Source organism: Streptomyces sp. 4F14, assembly GCF_048159485.1.
Taxonomy (GTDB): Bacteria; Actinomycetota; Actinomycetes; order Streptomycetales; family Streptomycetaceae; genus Streptomyces.
The window spans coordinates 366091-387961 of sequence record NZ_JBLRVY010000001.1 but is presented as its reverse complement, the minus strand read 5'-3'; the positions used below and the strand labels follow the sequence as shown (position 1 = coordinate 387961).

At 68.7% G+C, this 21871-nt stretch carries 16 protein-coding genes and 1 pseudogene; 4 read left to right on the top strand and 13 right to left on the bottom strand.

Annotation, left to right across the window (positions count from 1 at the left end):
- Window positions 1–117: 117 nt before the first annotated feature.
- The 8 genes from ACLZOT_RS01580 to ACLZOT_RS01545 form a co-directional block, all read right to left on the bottom strand.
- Complete coding sequence (locus tag ACLZOT_RS01580; RefSeq protein WP_416966807.1) at window positions 118–768, bottom strand: TetR/AcrR family transcriptional regulator; 651 nt, start codon at window positions 766–768, stop codon at window positions 118–120.
- An 875-nt stretch (window positions 769–1643) separates the two neighbouring features.
- Complete coding sequence (locus tag ACLZOT_RS01575) at window positions 1644–2666, bottom strand: NAD(P)H-binding protein (protein WP_416966806.1); 1023 nt, start codon at window positions 2664–2666, stop codon at window positions 1644–1646.
- 86 nt (window positions 2667–2752) lie between these two features.
- Window positions 2753–3796, bottom strand: a complete 1044-nt coding sequence (locus ACLZOT_RS01570) for an NAD(P)/FAD-dependent oxidoreductase (protein WP_416966805.1) — start codon at window positions 3794–3796, stop codon at window positions 2753–2755.
- Between the two features lie 357 nt (window positions 3797–4153).
- Entirely contained in the window at window positions 4154–4504 is a 351-nt protein-coding gene (locus ACLZOT_RS01565; RefSeq protein WP_416966804.1) for a UBP-type zinc finger domain-containing protein, read from the bottom strand.
- Window positions 4501–5958, bottom strand: a complete 1458-nt coding sequence (locus ACLZOT_RS01560) for an ATP-binding protein (RefSeq protein WP_416966961.1) — start codon at window positions 5956–5958, stop codon at window positions 4501–4503. Before ACLZOT_RS01560 ends, ACLZOT_RS01565 begins: the two co-directional genes overlap by 4 nt.
- 11 nt (window positions 5959–5969) lie before the next feature.
- Window positions 5970–7646 (bottom strand): FAD-dependent oxidoreductase, encoded by a 1677-nt coding sequence (locus tag ACLZOT_RS01555; protein ID WP_416966803.1) that lies wholly within the window; start codon window positions 7644–7646, stop codon window positions 5970–5972.
- Window positions 7647–7808: 162 nt separating this feature from the next.
- Complete coding sequence (locus tag ACLZOT_RS01550) at window positions 7809–8681, bottom strand: alpha/beta fold hydrolase (RefSeq protein ID WP_416966802.1); 873 nt, start codon at window positions 8679–8681, stop codon at window positions 7809–7811.
- 34 nt (window positions 8682–8715) lie between these two features.
- A complete protein-coding gene (locus tag ACLZOT_RS01545) occupies window positions 8716–9531 on the bottom strand; it encodes an oxidoreductase (protein ID WP_416966801.1) in 816 nt (271 codons plus the stop codon).
- A gap of 167 nt (window positions 9532–9698) precedes the next feature.
- On the opposite strand from ACLZOT_RS01545, the gene ACLZOT_RS01540 reads away from it, so the two are divergent.
- Window positions 9699–10322: a TetR/AcrR family transcriptional regulator gene (locus ACLZOT_RS01540; RefSeq protein WP_416966800.1), complete on the top strand. Its 624-nt coding sequence runs from the start codon at window positions 9699–9701 to the stop codon at window positions 10320–10322.
- Between the two features lie 691 nt (window positions 10323–11013).
- On the opposite strand, the gene ACLZOT_RS01535 is transcribed toward ACLZOT_RS01540, so the two are convergent.
- Window positions 11014–13473, bottom strand: coding sequence for an FG-GAP-like repeat-containing protein (locus ACLZOT_RS01535; RefSeq protein ID WP_416966799.1), 2460 nt, complete (start codon window positions 13471–13473; stop codon window positions 11014–11016).
- A 465-nt stretch (window positions 13474–13938) separates the two neighbouring features.
- On the opposite strand from ACLZOT_RS01535, the pseudogene ACLZOT_RS01530 reads away from it, so the two are divergent.
- Both ACLZOT_RS01530 and ACLZOT_RS01525 read left to right on the top strand, forming a co-directional pair.
- Window positions 13939–14993: pseudogene (locus ACLZOT_RS01530) on the top strand (IS256 family transposase).
- Window positions 14993–15355, top strand: coding sequence for a hypothetical protein (locus ACLZOT_RS01525; RefSeq protein ID WP_416966798.1), 363 nt, complete (start codon window positions 14993–14995; stop codon window positions 15353–15355). Before ACLZOT_RS01530 ends, ACLZOT_RS01525 begins: the two are co-directional and overlap by 1 nt.
- Before the next feature lie 267 nt (window positions 15356–15622).
- Here the strand turns inward: ACLZOT_RS01525 and ACLZOT_RS01520 are convergent, their stop codons facing one another.
- Window positions 15623–16936: a sensor histidine kinase gene (locus ACLZOT_RS01520; RefSeq protein ID WP_416966797.1), complete on the bottom strand. Its 1314-nt coding sequence runs from the start codon at window positions 16934–16936 to the stop codon at window positions 15623–15625.
- A gap of 481 nt (window positions 16937–17417) precedes the next feature.
- Here ACLZOT_RS01520 and ACLZOT_RS01515 point away from each other — a divergent pair, with 481 nt between their 5' ends.
- A complete protein-coding gene (locus ACLZOT_RS01515; protein ID WP_416966796.1) occupies window positions 17418–18347 on the top strand; it encodes an alpha/beta hydrolase fold domain-containing protein in 930 nt (309 codons plus the stop codon).
- 79 nt (window positions 18348–18426) lie between these two features.
- Here ACLZOT_RS01515 and ACLZOT_RS01510 read toward each other — a convergent pair whose 3' ends face one another.
- The 3 genes from ACLZOT_RS01510 to ACLZOT_RS01500 form a co-directional block, all read right to left on the bottom strand.
- The gene (locus ACLZOT_RS01510) at window positions 18427–19590 is read right to left on the bottom strand and encodes an AI-2E family transporter (RefSeq protein WP_416966960.1); all 1164 of its coding nucleotides are present in this window, start codon (window positions 19588–19590) and stop codon (window positions 18427–18429) included.
- Window positions 19591–19864: 274 nt separating this feature from the next.
- Entirely contained in the window at window positions 19865–20521 is a 657-nt protein-coding gene (locus tag ACLZOT_RS01505; protein ID WP_416966795.1) for a response regulator, read from the bottom strand.
- A complete protein-coding gene (locus ACLZOT_RS01500; protein ID WP_416966794.1) occupies window positions 20518–21831 on the bottom strand; it encodes a sensor histidine kinase in 1314 nt (437 codons plus the stop codon). The genes ACLZOT_RS01505 and ACLZOT_RS01500 overlap by 4 nt, the downstream gene beginning before the upstream one ends.
- Window positions 21832–21871 lie beyond the last annotated feature (40 nt).

Below are 21871 nucleotides of genomic sequence, written 5' to 3'. Positions count from 1 at the left end.
CTGCGCTCGGTCACCACCACGGAGCAGAGCCTCACCACCCACTGCTCCGGCAGATCGGCCACCTTCCGCCACGACAACGCCCCGGGACGCCTCGTCGACGGGTCGGCCGGAGAGAAATCAGGCGTCGTGAGCCGGAAGAGCCGCAGTCATCGCCGACGCGACCTCCTCGACCACCGCGCTCGCCCGATCCTCCGGTACACCGGCCGCGATGAGGGTGGCCGTGGCGATCCGGTGCCCGTCGTCCTCCAGCGCGCCGGTGTTGACGGACTCCACCAGAGCCACGATCAACGCCATCAGGCCGGTGCTCTGCACGGCCGGCGGCAGATGGGAGTGGAAGACGCCGTCCCGCTGCCCGCGCTCCAGGATCCCGGTGACGGCCTCCCGGGCCGGCGCGAGCACCTCGGTGAGACGCTCGGAGCCGAGGTCCCGCCGGGTGAGCGCCAGGAGCAGGCGATAGCGGTCGCCCACGGGCCACATCCGCAGGACGCACCGAGCCAACGCCTGCTCGGCCGACTCCCCCGGCTCCGGTCCGGCCTCCACCGTGTTCCGCAACGTCTCGGCGGCTTCCTCGGCGAGCGCCTCCACCAGCGCCGCCCGCCCCGGGAAGTGCCCGAAGAGGGTGCGCCGGACGACCCCGGCGGCCCGCGCCAGCTCCTCCAGCGTGACATCGGGGTTCCGCCCCAGCTCCTCACGTGCCGTGGCCAGGATGCGCGCCCGGTTGGACCGCGCATTACGGCGCAGCGGCTCGCGGGCCACATGCTTGCTCACGGAGAACCTCGCAGCATCGGAGGACGGACGAACGGCCCCCATTTTGTCACGCCGAGCCGAAGCCCCCGTATGACGCCCCCGGGACGCTCGGGCACGCCGGACCCGCCCCACCTCGTGGCCGAAGCCCGGCCGACGCGGAACCGAGCGCGCCCGGGGCGGCCCTTGCGCTTGTTCCTCCACGAGAGCGCCGACGCGCCGTACGCCACCGCCGACCTCGTCCGTCGCGGCCACCCCACCGGCCACCCCTGTCGGGGAACGCCTTGCCAACGGGAAAACATGAGGTGCCGGTGCACGAGGACCGCGTCCCCGGGCAGCCGTGCAGGAGTTGCAGAGCCGGCTCACCGCGCTGGGACCGGTCTGCGAGCGAAACCCCTCCGAGGAGATCTCGACTCGGAGCAAGACCCGGCCGGGGCATCTGCGACCCGGGCGGCATGGGCGCAATGTTCTTCGCCGTCCTGACCGCCGCGGCCAAGGGCAACCACGGCGGACGGCCGAAGGCCGTCGACGACGACATGCTCAGCTTCGCCCGCGCGCTGAAGGACAAAAGCGTGCCGTCCTACCGCGCGCTCGCCCCAGCCGAGGAGACCGGCGCCCCGCGGCTGGCCGACCCGGGCGGACCTCGCCGGGCCTGGAAGCGGCACCACCGGCGCGGTGGGTCACGCGTGATCCCGCTGCCGCCGCACCGTACGAAGGGCCCCGGGCACTCGGAGCCGAACGCCCTGGCCAGGTCGGCCCGTTCGGCCGCTGGCCCGACCCCCGCAAGGACGAGGGCCACGACGAGTCCGACGAGGAAGATCCGGCTCCGAAAGTCACTCAGGGGTTACTCGTCGCCTGGTTCGCGACTCCGTGTGGCGTCATGGTCTGCTCCGGAGCACTCAGTGGTTCGGGGCAACCGCCAGTTCGCGCAGGTGAGCATTGTTCCGCAGCGCCCACCGCATGGTCCGCGGAGGGCGCCCGAGCAGGGCTTCCAGTTTGTCGGAGAGGACGTCGTACCGCCCACTGGCGATCAGCCTGGTCTGGATCCTCAGATGCGCCGCCACGTGCCGGGCCACGGCCGGGTCACCCAGGGACTCCTGCAAGAGGGTCTCGTCAAGGAATGCCTCGTTCCAGGCTTCCACTTCCTCAGGGATGTAGACGACCTCGCGTCCCAGCACGGCTGCGTAGTCCTCAGCGAACCCGTACATGTCCTTCAGCTCCGGACCGGTGAGCTCGTAGGACTTCGCGATGTGCGGTGCGGGGTCGACCAGTATCTTCACGCACACCTCTGCCAGGTCGTGAACGGCGATGGGCGCGAGCCGCTGGTTGCCGAAGGGCAGGCGCAGTTCACCGTTGCTCAGCGGGCCCGCTTGCATCCAGGTCAGGTGGGGGTTCTCGGCGAACAGGGTCGCACGCACGTTGACGGTCGGGAGGCCGGACCAGTCCAGCACCCGCTCGCAGACCCAGTGCGCCCGCTGCTGCGGCGACCAGTCCGTGACCACTCCCCCGAGCCAGGAACGCCGCTCTTCCTCCGGTGCGGTCATCTTCTCGAGCGTCATGTACGACTGCTCGTAGTTGGACAGGTGCACGAATGCCTCGATGTCGCCCTGCGCTCGCGCCGCCGCGGCCATCACGGTGAGGGCATCGGCGTAGTACGGCTGCGGGGTCATGCTGAAGTAGATGCGCCGGACACCCTTCAGCGCGGCGGCCACGTCAGCGAGGTTGAGCAGGTCGCCGACGAAGACCTCGGCCCCTGACTCGCGCAGCGACTGCGCGCGCTCGTCGTCCCGTCGCACGAACGCGCGCACCGGGTGGCCCTGTTCGAGCAGCATGTCGATCATCACCCTGCTCACGCCACCGATTTGGCCGCCGGCGCCGGTGATCAGAATGGGATGGCGATCCGTCATGGTTGTGTCCTCCATCTGGTTGGGGTGGGTCGGCCGTTCGTGAAGCCGAGGATGTGGAATCGCCGAGGCGGGTGGCGGACCGAGATCTCAGGGCTTCGAGATCATCGTGTGGCCGCTTCGGGGCTTGCCCCGGCGATCTCCTGGAGGGCCGCGTCGGTGTCCGCGACGGCCAGCATCTTGTTGATCTCGATGCCGGCCAGTGCGCCGGCCGCTGCGGAGGCCCCGACCTGGGCGACCGGGTCGGTGGCGTTGCCGGCCACCCACACGCCCGGCACCTCGGTGGCGCCGTCCGTGCCGGAGGCGAAAGTGCGGCCCGTCGGCAGGTCCTGCACCGGCAGGCCCAGACCTTCCAGGCCCTTGGTGCGGGCCTGCATCTGCGGGGCGACCCCGAGGACGCGGCGGGCCACGACCTGGCCGTCGGCCAGGCGTACCCCGGCGAGGGCGCCGTCCGCGTCGTCGACGACCTCGGTGACCGGGGTGTCGATGACGCGGATGCCGCGGGCGGCGAAGCGGGCGCGGCTGTCCTCGTCCAGGTCGGTGCCGCGGGTGAAGTAGATCAGGTCCTCGGTCAGTTGACGGAACAACAACGCGGGGCCGATGGAGGCGGGGCCGGTGGCGAGGATGCCGATGGGCTCGTCGCGCACCTCCCAGCCGTGGCAGTACGGGCAGTGCACCACGCTGTCCCCCCAGTGCTCGGCGAGCCCGGGAACCTCCGGCAGCACATCCTTCAGGCCGGTGGCCACCAGGATGCGGCGGGCGGTGATGTGGCGGCCGTCGGCCAGGGTGACGGTGAACCGCAGGTCCCCGTCCACCGACGGGGCGGCAGGCTCGGCCGAGACCACCTTGCCGTGGACGACGCGTCCGCCGTACTGGCGCACCTGCTCCCGGCCCCGTCGGAGGATCTCGGACGGCGGGGTGCCGTCCAGGGCGATGAGGCCGTGCACGGCCTCGGCGGGCGCGTTGCGCGGGGAGCCGCTGTCGATCACGACGACCGACCGGCGGGAGCGGGCGAGGATCAGTGCACCGTTCAGCCCCGCGGCGCCCCCGCCGATCACCACCGCGTCGACGGTCCCTTCGGCCAGTGCGTCGCTCTCGTACGCGGGAGTCGTCACAGCCGTGGTCTCCTGCGTTTCCTTGTCGGTCATGGTTCGGTCAGTCCTTCGAGTTCTGGGTGACGGGAGGGGGGGCAACTGCTCAGAAGGCCCACGATGTGATCGGTGACCGTCTTGGGCTGTCGTGGAGAGTCCGGCCAGATCCACTCCGGCGACGAAACTCGCCGTCGCCAGGCGTGCACGCACCCTGTCCGGTGAGCCCAGGAGGGTTGTTTACTGAACAGTCCAAAACCTAGGCGGTTCTGTACTGAGTTGTCAAGTACGAAGGCGGCGTTCACGTACATGCCGCCGGGCAGCAGCCCGAACCGCTCGATGCGATCGGCGGATGAAGTGGAGTGCCGAACAGGTTCTGCGGCACAGATGAATGCTGACAGCCCTGGCCCGCCGGGCTCAGCGCAGCGTGTCCGCCCAGTTCGCCGGCACGCGTCCCGCCGGTCCCGGCGTGGGCTGGTCGGCAGGGTGCGCGGCCGGGGGAGCCAGGGCCGGACCGGAATCGTAGAGCTCGGACGTCTCGAAGTTCCAGAACCATGCCTCGCCCGGCTCGTAACTGCGGATCACCGGATGGCCGGTGTCCCGGAAGTGGGCGGTGGCGTGTTTGGCGGGTGAGTCGTCGCAGCAGCCGATGTGGCCGCACTGGGCGCAGCGCCGCAGATGGAACCACCAGCCGCCGTCGGCATCGCACTCGACGCATCCGGCACCGCTGGGCGGAACGCTGGGGTCGATTCCGGTGTCCTTGGTCACGAGGGCTCCTGGGCCGCGTCGGGGACGGTGTCGGGGTCGGTGGCGGTGAGGGGTAGCAGCACCTGGAAGCGGGTGTCGCCGGGTACGGACTCGACCTTCAGGTCACCGTGGTGCTTGTTGACGACGATCCGCCAGGAGATGTCGAGCCCCAGCCCCGTGCCCTCGCCCACCGGCTTGGTGGTGAAGAACGGGTCGAAGATCCGGCCGCGGATCTCGGCCGGCACGCCCGGGCCCGTGTCGCGGAACTCCACCAGCAGCCGGTCGTGCACCAGAGCGGTGCGTACGGTCAACGTCCCTTCGCCGCCCGCGCTGTTGATGGCGAAGACCGCGTTGTCGATCAGGTTGGTCCACACCTGGTTCAGCTCGGCCGGGTAGGCCGGAATCCTCGGCACCGAACGGTCGTACTCCTTCACGACCTCGACCTGCGGACCGATCTTGCCCGACAGCATCAGCAGCGTGCTGTCGAGGAGTTCGTGCACATCGGCGACCTGGTAGGGAGCGCGGTCCAGCTGCGAGTACTGCTTGGCGGCGTCGACGAGGTGCGAGATCCGGGTGGTGGAGTCCTCGATCTCGGACATCAACAGCTCGGTCTCGACCGTGTAGTTGAGCCACCCGATGGCGCTTCGCAGGATTTCCTGCTCGTCGACGGCCGCGGCGATCTGCTCCAGCCAGTCGACGTCGAGACCGCCCTGTACGAAAGTCGGCGCGATCTGCCAGCCGTTCTGGACACCGTGGTCGTCCAGCCAGTCGGCGAGTTCGTCCTCCCGGTCGGACGCTTCGAGCGGGCTCAGTGCCGGCGCCTTGCGAACCCGCTCGGCCGTACGCTCCTGGAGGTCGACCAGGGCCTTCAGGACGTCGTGGTGATAGTCGCCCGAGGCGATGATGCCGAGCTTGTTGCGCATGTGAGCGACCCGGTCCCTGAGCGACGCGGTGGCCCGTACGGCCGCTGCAGCCGGGTTGTTGAGCTCATGGGTGAGACCCGCGGACAACGAGCCCAGCGCCAGCAGCCGTTCGCGCTGCCCGACGGCCCGCTGAAAGGTCTGCGAACCGAGGGCGATCCCCTCCAGGAGATGGACCGCCATCGGAAACCACTCGTGCATGAAGTCCGCGAACGACTCGGCGGGCAGGACGAAGAACCGCGTCGGCTCCGACACCCGCAGCGAGTTGATGTACCGCTGCTGTTTCCCGTCCCCGAGGTACGCCATCATGGCCCCCGCGTACACCCCTGGCTGGGACGTGCGGCTCACCTCGATGTCGTCGCTGCCCACCCGGCGCGACATGACGACGGTGCCCTCGATCATCACGTACAAGGAGGCCGCCGGGTCACCTTCGGTGAACACCGGCCCGGGGTCGAACAGTTCGACCCGCCCCTCGCCGCACAGCCTGCCGAGCTGCTCGGAGTTCAGCTTCTCGAAGAGGAACAGCGAGCTGATCTCCCCCGCGCTGCACGGCATCGGCCGCCCGCTCACGACTGCTCCAGATACCGGTGGACGAGCATCACGGCCATGGCTCCCTCTCCTACGGCGGACGCGACCCGCTTGGCGGACTCCGCGCGCGCGTCCCCGGCGACGAACACGCCGGGGATGTTGGTCTCCAGGTGGTAGGGCGGCCGGTCCAGCTCCCAGTCCGCCGGGGGCCGCCCGTCGGCGGTCAGATCGGGCCCGGCGAGGATGAACCCGCGCTCGTCGCGCAGCACCGTGCCCTCCAGCCAGTCGGTCAGCGGGGCCGCGCCGATGAACACGAACAGCCACTGGGCGTCGACGAGTTCGGTCTGCCCGCTCGTCGTGTCGCGCAGCGTCAGCTGTTCCAGTTGGTTGTCGCCGTGCGCGGCCTCGACGACCGTGTGGGCCCGGACCGAGATGTTCGGCGACTCGGCGATCTGCTGGATCAGGTAGTGCGACATCGACGCGGTGAGGTCCGCTCCGCGTACCAGCAGGGTCACCGACTTGGCACCCCTGGACAGGTACATCGCCGCCTGCCCGGCCGAGTTCGCGCCGCCCACGATGTACACGTCGTGCCCCTGGCAAGAGGCGGCCTCTGTGAGCGCGGACCCGTAGAACACCCCGCGGCCCGACAGTTCGTCGGCACCCGGCGCCTCCAGCTGCCGGTACGACACACCGGTCGCCAGGATCACGCTGTGCGCCGCGATCTGCGACCCGTCCGCGAACCGTACGAGCCGGGCCGCCCCGCTGCTTTCCAGACCGGTCACCTCACGGGCGGTGAGGATCTCGGCACCGAACTTCATGGCCTGACGACGCGCCCGCTCGGTGAGCTGACCGCCGGACACCCCGTCCGGGAAGCCGAGGTAGTTCTCGATCCGCGAACTCTGCCCCGCCTGCCCACCGGTCGCCGACCGCTCCACGAGCACCGTACGCAGCCCCTCCGACGCCCCGTACACCGCCGACCCGAGCCCCGCCGGACCGCCGCCGATCACCACCAGGTCGTAGAAGTCGGCCGTCGGCGTCGTCGCGAGGCCCACGCGGGCGGCGAGGTCGGGCGCCTCCGGCTCGACCAGGGGATCGCCGTCCGGGGTGATCACCACCGGCAGCCGCTGCCCGTCCTCGCCCGCCGCCGCCAGCAGCCGCTGCCCCTCGGGCTCGTCCGAGGAGTACCAGCGGTAGGGCACCTGGTTGCGGGCCAGGAACTCCCGTACGTCCGAGGAGCGGGCCGACCACCGGTGACCGACCACCTTGATGGCGGGCACCGGCCGGAAGTCACTGCACCGCCACGCCTCCAGCAGATCGTCCAGGACGGGGTAGAGCTTCTCCTCCGGCGGGTCCCACGGCTTCAGCAGGTAATGGTCCAGGTCGACGACGTTGATCGCGTCGATCGCCGCGTTCGTGTCCGCGTACGCCGTCAGCAGCACCCGGCGCGCGCCCGGATAGACGTCCAGGGCCTGTTCGAGGAACTCGATGCCGTTCATCTGGGGCATCCGGTAGTCGGCCAGGAGCACCGCGACGAGATCACCGCGCAGCTTCAGCTCCCGCAGCGCCTCCAGCGCCGACTCGCCGGACTCCGCGCGCACGATCCGGTACGACCCGCCGTAGCGCCGTCGCAGATCGCGGGCGACGGCCCGGGACACTCCGGGATCGTCGTCCACGGTCATGATGACGGTCCGCGCAGCGTCCGCGGCCTGTGCCATACGAACTCCCACCCCGAGTGATCGGATCACCGGTCGGCGCCGGCCAGGTGCCGGCGTCGCCTTTCAGCCATCGTATGTTCGATCTCCCCGCTCCGCCTCGGCCTGCCGGCCGGTCCCGCGCCGCCCGTCCTGATGGGCTCACCGCGAGGGTCGGACGATCCGCTACTCGGCCCATGCCGCGATCCGTTCCGCGATCGCCTCGGGGGCCTCGATGTGCAGGAAGTGGCCGACGTCGGGGACGACCTCCAGCGCGTGCGGGGCGGCGAACCGATGCCGGTCGTCGACCTGCGGAGGGAGGAAGCAGCCGTCGTCGGCACCGAAAAGCTGCAACAGGGGCACCGTGATCGGCTGAGACAGACGGCGCGACGACCTGAGCATGCCGGGTCGCAGCATCTCCCGGTAGTACTTGATGGGCGCGGGCATGCTCGCCCGCAGGTGCTCGTGCAGCTCCGCCTGGAGAGCTGGATCGAGCGAGAAGTTGGGCGACCACTGACGCCAGAGGCGGTCGATGAAGGCGAGATCGCGGGCGGTGGCTATCCAGCCGCTTCCCGGCAGTTGAAAGAGCCCCATGTACCAGATCCGGCGTAGCTGAGCGAGGCGCGGTCGGCTCAGCATCGTCAGGGGGTGGGGTACCGCGAGCGTGACCGCGCGTTCGATGCGCTCCGGCGCGGTGGCGACGGCATCGTAGGTGAGCAGGGCGCCCCAGTCGTGGCCGACCAACTCCACGGCTCGCCCGGGAGACCAGCGGTCGATCAGCGCGAGCACGTCACTGGTGAGGGATGCGAAGTCGAACGGCCCCGTGGTCGGGGACGGCGCGTAACCGCGAAGCCAGGGTGCGAGGACGTGACGTCCGCGGCGGCCGAGCTCGGTGAGGAAGGGCTGCGCGGTGGGCGGATGGTCCGGGAAGCCGTGCAGGACGAGCGTCGGTCGACCATCGGGATCACCGCCCTGGAGTGCGTGAAAGGTGCCGTGCGGCAGGTCGAAGGTGACGTGTTCGAACTTCGTGCCCGCTTCGGTGTCTCTGGTTCTGGACATGTGCGTCTCCTCGGGCTCCGGGTGTACTGCGGGGTCAGCCGGCCAGTCGGTTGAGCTTGCGGATCTGTTGGTCGAAGACACGCGGGGGCACTATCCGGCGCAGGAGGCTGACGCGTCTGGCCATCGGGCCGGCGGGGTACCGGAGCTTGGGCTTGGAATCGGTGGCGGCCTCGACGATCACCTTCGCGACAACGCCCGGGTCGTCGGCGGTGCGCAGGGCTGTGGCCAGCACGTCTCGGGCGATCTCCCGCTGTAGGGCGTAGACCGGCAGGGGCGAGTCGGGTGCCAGGCTGCGCGCCTCGAAATTCGTGCTCGTGTAGGCCGGCTCGACCAGCAGCATCCGCACTCCGTACTCGCGAAGCTCGTGGTCGACGGACTCGGAGTAGCCCTCGACCGCATGCTTGGTGGCGGCGTAGACGGCCATGAAGGGCCCTGGGAGCCGACCTTGCATCGAGGCGACGTTGACCACCCGGCCACTGCGCTGGACACGCATGTGGGGCAGCACTGCGTTCGTCATCCGCATCAGGCCGAAGACGTTGACGTCGAAGACCTCCTTGGCCTGGTCGATCGAGCTCTCCTCGCCTGCGCCGACCGCACCCACGCCTGCGTTGTTGACCAGGACGTCGATCCGGCCGAACCGATCGATCACCTCCCCGACCAGGGAGCGGACCGAGTCGTCCCTGGCCACGTCGAGGTCGAGGAACGTCACCCCGGCGAGCGGCTCGGCGTTCGCCGCGTTGCGGCTCGTGCCGACGACGGTGAAGCCGGAGCCCACGAGGGCGAGCGCCGCTGCCCGCCCGATTCCGGAGGAGGCGCCCGTCACGAGGGCCACGGGGGAAGCTGTCTGCATGGTGATTCCTTCGGTTGTGGCCATGCCTTCGGCGAGCGCTGTGGTCCTGCAAGCCGGAGGCAAAGCCTGTCCGGTGAGCCCGGACTGGTTGTTTACTGAACAGTCCAAAACCTAGGCAGTTCTGTACTGAGTTGTCAAGAACGGTGAGTCGGCTTTACCTTCTGTATATGGCGAGACCACGAAGCTTCGACCGCGACCACGTCCTCCATGCCGCCGAGCGGCAGTTCCGCGCCTCGGGCTACAACGGCACGAGCGTCGACGACATCAGCGCCGCCACCGGCCTGGGCCGCGGCAGCCTCTACACCGCGTTCGACGGCAAGCACGGCGTGCTGCTGGAGGCGATGGCCGGCTACTCCGCCCGACTGAAGCAGGGTCCGCCGAAGATGCTCGCCGGACCGGACGAGGGCGCCCTGGAACGACTGCACGCATACCTGCTCCGCGCCGTCCACGGAGTGCCGCTCGCCCCCGACGTACCCCCCGCCTCCGACCGGACGGCAGCGGCCTGCTTCGCCGCCAAGATGGCCCTGGAGATCGGCGCCTCCGACCCCGAGGTGAAACGCCTGGCCAAGGAGGGCTTCTCCGCTGTCGCGACGGCGGTGGCCGAGTGCCTGCGAGCGGCGCAGCGCAACGGCGACATCGACCCCGACGCGGATCCCGACGACCTCGCGTACCTTCTGCTGACCGTCATCCGCGGGAGCGACATCGTCGGCGCGTACGGCCACAGTCCCGCCCGCCTGACCTCGATAGCGGAGACCGCGTTCGCCCTGCTGCCCCGCCCGCGCCACACCTGAGAAGGGCACGGCCGACCTCGTCACCCAGGCACCCGACGGGGTCGGCCCACTTCGACGCCACGGAGGCACGGCCCGCCGGGTGACGCGCCGCCGTGACCTCGCATGTCAGTGCATGATGTGGCGTTCCGGAGGACGCAGAGGCGCACCGGCCCCACACAGTCCGCCAGGCGTGCGAGTCCCGTGTTCTCTGCGCGAGCGGAAGTGGGGCGACGGAGCGGTGAGCTTGTGCGTGCTTGTGCCCGATACGCCAGGTGACGGGGCGGCCCCTCGTGCCGCACCTACGGCAACTTGGCAACCAGAACTTCGAGTACGCGCCTTGGCTCGTCTCCCGGCACTACGCCATCCCGTACCAGCCGATCAGTGACAGCTGCACCGCAACAACAGTTTCCACCGGTACTTCCTGTACGCCGAACACCGTCTCCAACGGTACCGCCCCCTTGCGGGTCGGCTCCCCCGTACGCCGTCGCACTGTTGCCGACCTTGTACGCGGCCCGGGACGTCTCCAGCGCGTCCAGAACCTGCCCGTACTGCTCCAGCCCGGCCACCCACCGCTGGTCGGCGGACACGGTGGAGCGCGCGGCCGCAGGGGTTTCTCCGGATTCTGGCGCAGATCCCGGGCGTGTCCCATTGATCTCGGTACATGCACCCGATAGAAGGCCATCGACCCGACGGCAGGCGCTCGTTCTACCGATCAGAGATTTCCGCCTCTGTTGAGCCAGGCACGCACCGCGCCTCCTCGGTAGACGACGAGGTAGTCGGCCTTTCCGTCGCCGCTGATGTCCCTGAACTGGATGTACTCGCGGGAATAGTGGGAGGCGTTGGCGAAGTTGAGGTGCCTCTCGAAACCGCCCGCGTCCTTGCCGCCCTTGTTGAGATAGGCGTGGACAGAGCCGTCCGCGCCGACCATGAGGTAGTCCGCTTTGTTGTCGTTGTCGACGTCAGCGAACTGCAGATTGGCCAGGGTGGCGCCGTTGACTCCTGGTGCCCAGCTCAGCTTCTCCTTCCACGTCGGTGTGGAACTGCCCGACGCGGGAGTGTTGAAGTACGCGTGCACCTCGCCGGTGTCGCCCACCCGCAGCACGTCGTCGCGGCCGTCGCCGTTGACGTCGGCGAAGCGGATGTGGTCGAACTTGGCGTCCTCCATGGGGATGACGAGGGTGCTCTTCTCTCCCCAACTCGGCCGTCCATCTCCCTCGGAGTTGTTGAGCCAGACGTCTACCAAGGTGGAGTCGCTAAAGGAGCCCAGCAGGTAGAGGAAGTCGTCGCGGCCGTCGCCGTCGATGTCGGCGAGCCGGATGTTGGAAGACGAGGCTGCCTCCGGCAGGGTTCCTCCAGCGGGGAAGAACTCTCCGGTGCCGCCGCCCCAGTTGATCCAGGTGGGTTGTCCGGGCTGGTCCTCGGTGTTGATCGCGACCCTGATCGAGCCGTCCGTGCGGATCTGTACGTAGTCGGCCCGCTTGTCGCCGTTCATCTCGGCGATCTCGGTGCGGCCGTAGTTCGCGGGCTGTTGCATACCCGGCGCGATGACGCCCAGCGCGCGCCATCCGTCGCCGAGAGCGGTGCCGTCGGACGGGTTGTCCGACACATCGCACGGGGTGGCCGGCTTCTGCGGGTCAGGCGCCTGGAGCCAGCCTTTGCCCGCCGCTTCCACGATGCCCCGATAGAAGTCGCGTCCCAGTTTCGCGTACCCGCCGTCGTCAGGGTGGGCGTCGTCCTGGAGTCCTTCGGCGACGTTGATGTCACTGGTATCCACCAGCACCACGTGTTTGCCGTTCGCCCGCAGATCGGACACGACGGCGGGCAGTGCGGCGTTGAACGCGTCGATGCGAGGTTGCAGGCCGGCCTTACCGGTCGGCATCACCTTCGCGACCACGACCACCGCCTTCGGCGAGTCCTCCAGCACCTGGTTGATCAGGTTCTTCATGCGCTGTGGGGCGGAGGACAGGTCGTAGTTCTGGTTGATGTCGTTGACACCGGCAAGCAAGGTGATCACGTTCGGTTGGTACTGCGGCACCTTGCAGTCGGCGATCGACGCGATCTCATCGATGCGCCAGCCCGGATGGCCTTCGTGGTCAGGGTCGGGCATCGTGCCCCGTTTTTGCGAGCCGACGAAGTTGATGTACCTGAAACCGCCCGGGTTGTTCAGCGCATCGCCGGTTTCGTCGCGATATGCGGTGCCGTCGAAACTCCCTACGCCGGCGGTGGTCGAGTCACCGAGGGGCATCACACGGATCGATTCCTGAGCCGGAGATTCAGGTATGGTCGGAGATTCAGGTATGGGTGGAAGCGTGGTGAACCGCACGGGGTGGTGGTCGGAGCCGCCCCAGTTGTCCAGCCGCGTCGCGGTCAAGTAGCCGGCGAGACCCCGATCGGTGACCCCGTAGTCCAGCTGGGCGCCTCCCACATGCGTTGCTTGACCGCTGCTCACCGTGTAACCGACGGGACTGCCGTTGCTACGGTTCCACAGTGCGTCCGCCAGGTTGAGGGGCTCGCGGTTGAAGTCGCCCAACGCGATCCAGTTTCTCCGCGGACCGGCTGCGGCGTCCATGTTGTCCAGCAATTCGGGCGCGTCGGGTCCGCCACCTCGCGACAGCGCGTGGACCGAGTAGATGACGGTGGAGCCGTACACGAGCCCGAACACGGGCCGACTGGCGGGATTGCCCTGGGCTCCGTCGACGATGATCACCTCGTCGGGCTCACGGCTGGTCACGATCGCCGCGTTGACGCGGTGGCCGTTGACGTCGGTCTCCATCCAGTAGATGGAGGGAAAGTGACCGTCACCGATGTCCCACAAGGTTCGGATCACCTGCAAGGTCCCCCTCGTCTGGACCACTGTGCGATGCGTTCCGCGCTCAGGGCCTGCTTCCTGCAACGCGACGAAGTCGTAGGCGACGCCGTCGCGGCCACCCGTCACCCGGGGCAGCACGCCGGTCACCCACTTGCTGTCGATTCCGGCTGAGCCCCCTTGCAGGTTCCAGCTCACGAACTTGCTGCCCTGGATGTCATCATCCGGGTCGGCACTCGCCGGCGTTGTGGAACCAGCAAGCATCCCAGCTAAGACGAGAAGCAGGGCTACTACCCATCTGAGTTCCTTCGAACGTGACAGCCGCGTCCAAACGCTGTCCGTGCCGATGTGAGTGGCACTGGTCATCGTTGCTTCCTCGCCAATCCGACTCCGCCGAGACGGGCAGGCAGCCGTGTGCGCTGTCGTCCGGCAGGTCCATCTTTCTCGACAAACGTGAATTTCCCTTGACGGCGGTCAAACCGGTGTGCCGGGTGTGGGCAAGGTCCGCCTCGACTTCGACCACCAGGATGTGCATGCGGTGCAGCCTCGCACAGCGCCGGCCCGCCTTCCTGATCGTCCGGTCAGGTTGGATCAGCATCCGGTCAACGAGGTCCCGGCATGCCGACCGAGTCTCTTCGCCACTGCCGAATGGCCCTGCCACCGATGTCCGTTGCTGAACGTGCCCCAGCCTCGGGCACGTCCGCAGTGAGCAATGCTCAAGACCTGTGGATCGGCGTCGGGGAGGCAACGCGGAGGGCGTACCTTCCCGCATGATCCTGTGATGGTCGTCGAGTAGGCCGACGTTGGCGCGTCGGTCGGGAAGGCACGCCCGTGCTCACGGTAGTCAATGCTGACGGTTCCACGGCAAACGGCTCCCTGATCGACGAGGTCGTCCGCGAGGGCGCCCGGCGGATGCCGGCCGCCGCGCTGGAAGCCGAAGTAAACAGCTACATAGCCGAGTTGGCCGGTGAGAGGTACTGCCGCTGCTCCACCTGCACGGCCTGTCCTCCGGCGACTTCGTGCCCGCGCTGGAGCAGTTCCTCGGCTCCCCGGCCGGCCTCTCGCCCGCCACCGTGACGCGGCTGACCGCCCCATGGCAGGCCGGCCACACCGCGTTCATGGACCGGGAGCTGTCCGCCACGGACTACGTGTACGTCTGGGCGGACGGCGTCCACCTGCGCATCCGCCTGGAGGAGGCGAAGGCCGCGGTCCTGGTGCTGATCGGGGTACGCGCGGACGACACGAAGGAGCTGATCGCGATGACCGATGGTTACCGCGAGTCGTCCGAGGCATGGGCGGGCCTGTTGCGGGACTGCGCCCGCCGGGGCATGCGGGCCCCGGTCCTGGCCGTCGGCGACGACGCTCCCGGCTTCTGGAACGCGCTGAGCGAGGTCTTCCCCGACACGCGCCGTCAAAGATGCTGGGTTCACAGAACCGCCAGCGTTCCGGACGCGCTGCCGGAGTCGGCCCAGCCTGCGGCCAAGCGTGCGATCCAGGAGATCTGCGACGCCGAGGACAAGGAGCACCCAGCCCGGGCCGTCCGCGACTTCGAACGGGCCTACGAGGCCAAGTACCCCAAGGTCGTCAAGCGGATCACGGACGACGAGGACGAGCTCCTGGCGTTCTTCGGCTTTCCAGCCGAGCACTGGATCCATCTGCGGACCACCAACCCGATCGAGTCGGCCTTCGCCACCGTGCGTCTGCGGACCAAGGTCACCAGGGGCGCCGGCTCCCGCGCGGCCGGACCGGCCATGGTCTTCAGGCTCATCGAGTCCGCTCAGGCCCGCCGGCGAGCCGTGAACGCGCCCCACCTCGTTGCCCTTGTCCGCGCCGGAGCCCGTTTCAAACGTGGTCAGCTGGTTGAGCGCGAGGAGCGGGCAGCCTGATGGACACCCCCGATCCGCTCACCAACGAGGAACTCGCCGAGATCGAGGAGCTTGCCGCTGCTGCGACTCCCGGCCCCTGGCATGTGCGCCAGCTGGACGACGACTTCGCCATGAGCCTCGTCGCCATCAGTACTGTCCCCGACACCGGAGCCGGCGAACGCCGGCCAGACTTCGACCACCGCCAGATCGTGGCCGCCACCCTCGTCCAGCAGCCACGATATGTCGACGTCGCGGACGAACGCTGGGACGAGAACGCCAACTTCATCGCCAACGCCCGCCAGGACATTCCCCGTCTGGTCGCCGAGATCCGACGTCTCCGCCGCCTCCTCGAAGCCAAGGGGCAGAAGCCCGAGGAGGGCTGAAGCGCACCACCGATCCACAGGAATTGACAATTACTCACAAGGCTCGCCGTAGCACCCGCGGCTCCGGATGGATCACGCCAGAACGCACAAGGACAGGCATGATGGTGGCGAATGTGCCGGCCAGCGCGCGCCGGGCGTTGGTGATAAGGCCGGGGACCCGGCAGACGTGGCCACGGCCTTGAGGGCCGTGGCCACACTCCCTCCGGAAGGCAGACGACTACCCGCTGTAGCCAGCAATAAGCGTTCGTGCCGCCAAGTCGGCGGAGGTCATGCTGGGTGTGCGTCTGAGGCCGTGTTCGTGAGTGCGGTCGGAAGCAGAATGACTCGAACGCTCCAGCCGCCTTCGGAGTTGGGACCGGCGGTGACCGTCCCTTGGTAGAGCGCGGCGCGTTCACGCATGCCGAGAAGCCCCTGCCCGCCGCCTTCCCCGGAATGATCCCGTTCCGTCGCGGGCGGACCAGTGTCCTCGACGGTGACATGTACGGCATCCTTCTCCGCGATCAAGGAGACACCGACCGTGGTGTCGGAGGCGGCGTGCTTGAGGGTGTTGGTCAACGCTTCCTGGACGATGCGGTACAGGGCGAGTTGCAGTCCTGCGGGCAGGCCGGTGAGGTCACCGGCCATATGGAGGCCGACGTCGGGACCTGCCGCACGGGCCCGTTTCAGCAGAGCATCGAGATCACTGATACCCGGCTGGGGCCGAAAGGGCGTCTCATGAGGTCCTTCCTCGCGAATTTTGGTGAGGAGCCGACGCAGGTCGGCCAGGGCGCTGCGCCCGCTGTCAGCGATGATCCGCAGCGTGTCCGCGGTCTGCTTCGGCTTGGTCTCGGCCAGCCCCGCCGCACCGTCGGCCAGACCGACCACGACAGCAAGGGTGTGGCCGAGGATGTCGTGCATCTCCCGGGAGATGCGGGCCCGTTCCCTGGCCTCTGCCAGGCGGGCCCGCTGGTCGCGCTCCACCTCCAGACGCACCGCCTGGTCCTCCAGGGCGGCGATGTACGAGCGCGCCACGCGGCCGGCCAGCCCCAGACCTGCTACTGCGAGGATGCAGAGCACCAGGTCGGTGGTGACCGCCAGCGGGCTGTCGATCCGTTCGATCTGCCTGTCCGGCGCGAACGTCATGATCGTCACGATGGTCTGGGGGACGGTGATCGCGACGGCGACGGCCAACTGGACCGGCGGTGCGATCCGGGCGAGGTTGTACAGCATGATCAGTTGCGCGAGAAAATGAGCGTAGGTGAGAACCCCGGACACGGCCTCCGCCACGGAGAAGGCCGTGATGACGGTGAAGACCAGGAAGGGATGACGCTCCCGCGCGAACAGCGGGACAGTGAACCCGATCATCACCATGAGCGCGACCGGGAAACCCGGATCGGCCCCGGCGGCACTGTCCACAAGGCCCGGGACACCGAGAGCCGCGCACACCAGTGGCGCCGCCCACTGCCTGACCCGGGGGTGCTCCTGGCCGGCCCGCTGTATCGATATCAGCCAGGCCAGCAGCCGCACTACCGTGCGGTGCTCCGGGCCGCCCAGAAGACTACTGGGTTCCACCGAGCGGCCCCTCGGGGAGGTGGTGGTCACTGGATGCGTCTCCCGGGGTGCATACGGACCGTCAGCCACCCCTGAGTGGGAGGGACCGGCGGACGGTGGCTGACAGGAAGCGGCTCACGCACGCGACCGTTCTCGTCGTGAAAAAAGTATGGAGGGGCCATCGCGCGGCCCGTATTTCACGCTAAAGGCGTTGCCTCGACAACGCGCAGCACCGGAGAACCCAAAACCAGGACGGCAGCTACTACCACGGTAGGGGTCGCCTTCCTCCGAAGGGACACACTCTGAGCGCCGTAGCTCCCATCTGCCCTTTCGGACAGGGCCACTCCTACTCAAGTACCAGTCGGGCCCGCCGTTTTCGCTTCTTCGGTGCCCTACTCGTCCCGTACGAGATCACTAGCCTGGACACACGCCACAGGGCACTACGGGCGGGTCCGGCAGAGCAGGGCGTTGCGCAGGTGACCGTCCCTCGAAGCGGCGAGCCCGGCGCGCCACCCCACCGAACGGAGCTGTCATGTCCCTCCTGGCCCGGCCAGCGCTGGCCTCCCCCGCCGCCAAAGTGATGCAGCGTCTGAACGCGCTGCTGGCGGACCGACACGTCGCGTCCTCCCTGCACAAGCGTTATCCGGAGTATCCCCGGAACACACACGAGCTGACCATCCCTACTTCCATCGCCCCGGCCCGCGCTGTGGTGTACTTCCCCAACTGTCCCGACGGCGCGCCTTTGCCGCCGGTCCACGTGAACTTCCACGGTGGCGGCTTCGTCCTGCCGCCTGTCGAGTTGGACGACCCGCTGTGCCGTTTCCTCGCGGCCGAAGCGGGGGCGGTGGTGGTGAACGTGGACTACGTCGTCGCGCCGCAGCACCCGTTTCCCGCGCCGCCTCACCAGGCATACGAGGTCGTCGAGTGGGTGGCCGAACACGGCGCCGAACACGGCTGGGACGGCAGCCTCCTCACGGTGGGCGGTCAGAGCGCCGGAGGGGCCCTCGCGGCGGCGGTGGCCCGTCAGGCACTGGAAAAGGGAGGTCCCTCCATCGCTCTCCAGATCCTGCACTATCCCCCTCTGGACCTCGTCACCAGTGCCAGGGACAAGCGCTCGGTCATCGCCAAGCCGCTGCTGCGCCCATGGATGGCGGACATCTTCGACACCTCCTACGTGCCGGACCCTGCGGTGCGCAGCGATCCCCTGGTCTCCCCCGCCCATCCCTCCGACACTGCCGACCTGACGGGCATCGCCCCCGCCTTCGTCATCACGCCGGAACACGACCTCCTCCATGCCGAGGGCACTCGCTACGCCGAGCGGCTGCGCGGCGTCAGGGCGCTCTACGACCACATCGACGTGCCGGGTGCCGACCACGGCTACGACCAGAACGACGCCGAAACGGCCAGAGGCGTCTACGGCCTGATGGCCCAGCACATGCGTCAGGCCGTGTACCCCGACTGATCGCGTACCGCCCGACCGGAATCGACGAGTGGGGTACCAGCCGACTGATTCTGGCTGGTACCCCACTCATGTACGCGGGTCAAGCTCCGGACACCGTGCCCTTGATTCTGTGCGGCAGGCGCGACGGCATTCCCGTGGCCGCGACGCCCATCAGCCGCCGAGACCGACGACCCGCGCGGGGCGGCGGCTCGTCCTCACCTGGACGGGAGTCATCGACGACCTCGGTCTGGGGCGCCTTGGGAGCACGCGGTGTCTCCTCGTATCGGCTCCGCAGCTCCGAGAGCACTCCGAACACCGCCGCGGTCATGGGCACGGCGAGGAGCATGCCGAGAACTCCGGCGACCGACGCCCCGGCCGTCAAGGTCACCAGGATCACTGCGGGGTGCATCTGCAGAGTGCGGCTCTGGATCATCGGTTGCAGCACGTTGCCCTCGAGGAGCTGCACTACGAAGACGACGCCCAGGACCCACAGCGCGGTGCCGAGACCGCCGTCGGCGAAGGCGACCAGGACCGCGACCGCGCCGGACAGGAGCGCGCCCAGGTACGGGATGTACGCACCGATGAACACCAGTGCCCCGAGCCCGACCGCGCCCGGTACGTCCAGGACAAGCAGACCGACGGTGATGCAGACGGCATCGATGAAGGCGACGATCGTGGTGCCGCGCATGAATCCCTCGATCGCCTGGAAGGCACGGCGGGCCATCACCTCGAGGCTCTCACCGGAATCGCGTGGGGCGAGCGAGTGCAGTGCGGCGACGGCCCTGTCGGAGTCGCGCAGGAAGAAGAACATGAGCAGGATCGCGAGGGTGCCCGTAGCGGCCATTTCGACGACCACGCTCACACCGTTCAAGAGGCCGTTGACGGCGGTGCCCCCGAACTTCGACAGCAGGTCCTTCGCGTTCACGGCGAGATCGTCCAGGGACGTCCCCGCCAGGCCGAACCGCTCCTCGATCGAAGCGGCCGCGTCGCGCAGCGAGGAGATGATCTGGTCACCGGTGTCGATGAGGGCGGTCACCACGATGTACGCCACCCCGCCCATGACCACGACGACGGCGGCACAGGTCAGCCCTGCGGCGAGCGACTTGTTCACTTTCATCGCGATCAGCCTGCGGTAGAGCGGGCCGAGCAGGGCCGTGCCGAGCAGCGCGAGCAGAACCGGCGTCACGACCGTCTGGAAGGTGATGCAGAACCACACCGCCACGGAGAGGACACCGCTGACGAGGAGCACCAGCGCGCTGCCCACAGCCACGCGCCGGGCGATGCCATGGAGCGGGTCGTGTCGGTGATTCGTCCGGCGCTGATCGGGCCATGTCTGCCTGTTCACGGACGCATCCGTGCGCCTGCTCACCGGACGCGCTCGGTGTACCGGTCTCCGCCGCCGGCTCCGCACTGCTCCGGGAGAGAGTCTTCGGGGCTCCCCTATGTGCGTACTCATTCTGATTGTCTCCGCTCGCGCAGGGCCGGGTCCGGCGACCTCGGCCCTTCTTCGGCTTCGTGAACCACACCGCGCCGGTTGCTCATGTCGGCCGTACGAGCCCTACGTCGTAGGCGAAGATGACCGCCTGGACCCGGTCCCGGGCACCGATCTTGGCGAGGATGCGGCTGACGTGGGACTTCACGGTGGTCTCGGCCAGGTGCAGGTGTTCGGCGACCTCGGCATTGCTGCATCCGGTGGCAACCGCGGTGAGAACCTCGATCTCACGTTCGGTGAGGGCTTCCAGCTGTCGCGCCTGCTCAGGAGTGTGCCCGGGCAAGCGCGTGGTGAAGGCGTCGATGAGTTTGCGGGTCAGGCCCGGTGAGATGACGGCGTCCCCGGCCGCGACCGCGCGGATTCCGGCGAGGAGTTCTGCGGGCAGAGCGTCTTTGAGGAGGAATCCGCTGGCTCCGGCGCGCAGCGCGTCGTAGGCGTATTCGTCCAGGTCGAAGGTGGTCATGACCAGCACGCGGGAGCGGCCACCGGAGGTGACGATGCGTCGGGTGGCCTCGATACCGTCCATGCCTGGCATGCGTACGTCCATCAGGACGACGTCCGGGTGGAGTTCGGCCGTCATACGTACCGCTTCGGCGCCGTGTGTGGCCTCGCCGATGACCGTGAGGTCGGGGTGCTGTTCCATGAGCATGCTGAAGCCGAGGCGTTGCAGGGCCTGGTCGTCGACGATGAGGACAGTGGTCATGCCGGGTGATTCTCCGTGGGCGTGTTGGTGGGTGGGAGGAGGTGCAGTTCCGCTCGGACGTGCCAGCCGCCCCGGGAGTTCGGGCCGGTGGTCACGGTCCCCTGGTAGAGCAAGGCGCGCTCGCGCATACCGAGGAGCCCTTGTCTCCCGTCGTTGCCAAGGTGTTCGCGCGGCGTGCGCGGTGGGCCGCTGTCTTCGACAGCGACGCGTACCGCGTGGGAGGTTGCCACGACGGTCACGTCGACCGTCGTCGTGAGGGCGGCGTGCTTGAGGGTGTTGGTCAGGGCTTCCTGGACGATGCGATAGACGGTGAGTTGGAGTCCTGCGGGGAGACCGGCGAGTTCCCCCTCGGTGTGCAGGGTCACGGTGGGGCCGGCGGCCCGGACCCTTTCCAGGAGGGTGTTGAGGTCACTCAGACCTGGCTGGGGTGCCAGCGGGGAGTCGCAGGACGCAGTGCCGTTCTCGCGGAGGGTGCCGAGGAGCCGACGCAGGTCCGTCAGGGCGCCGCGTCCGCTGTCGGCGATGATCTGCAGTGTCTCGGCGCCCCGCTTGGGGTTGGCCTCGGTCAGTCCGGTCGCGCCGTCGGCAAGACCGACCATGACGGCCAGGGTGTGGCCGAGGATGTCGTGCATCTCCCGGGAGATGCGGGCCCGCTCCGCTGCTTCTGCGAGCTGGGCCCGCTGGTCGCGCTCCACCTCCAGCCGTACCGCCTGGTCCTGCAGAGCGGTGATGTACAGGCGGGCCACCCGGCCGCCCAGGCCCAGTCCCGCCATCGCGAGCATGCACAGCGACAGCATGACGGCCAGTGCCAGGGCGGTGGTGATGCGCTTGAGCTGTACGTCGGAGGAGAAGGCGAGGGTGGTGATCACCGTCTGGGGTACGACGACCGACACGGCCCCGGCCAGAGCGAGGGGCGAGGCGAAGCGGGCCAGGTTGTACAGCATGATCAGCTGGGCGAGGAAGTGCGCGTTGGTCAGGACACCACAGGCGGCCTCCGCCACGGAGAACCCCGTGACGACCGTGAACACCAGAACAGGACGGCTCTGGCGCCACAGCAGCGGGACGGTGATTCCGGCCAGCAGACCCAGTGAGACCGGGAGCGCGGGTCCCGGGCCGGGGTATTCCACCAGCGGCTGGAGGCCGAGCGCGGCGCACAGGATCGGCATCCCCCACCTCTTGACATGGGGGTGCGCCTGGTCCGCCCGGCCCAGGGAGGCCAGCAGAGTCAGGACCCGGACCACCGTGCGGTCCTCCGAGCTGCCCAGCAGGGTGCCGGGTTCGGCCGGGGAGTTCTTCGATGCTGAGGTCACGGCGTGTGTCTCCGAACTACCGGCGGACCGTCCGTCGGCC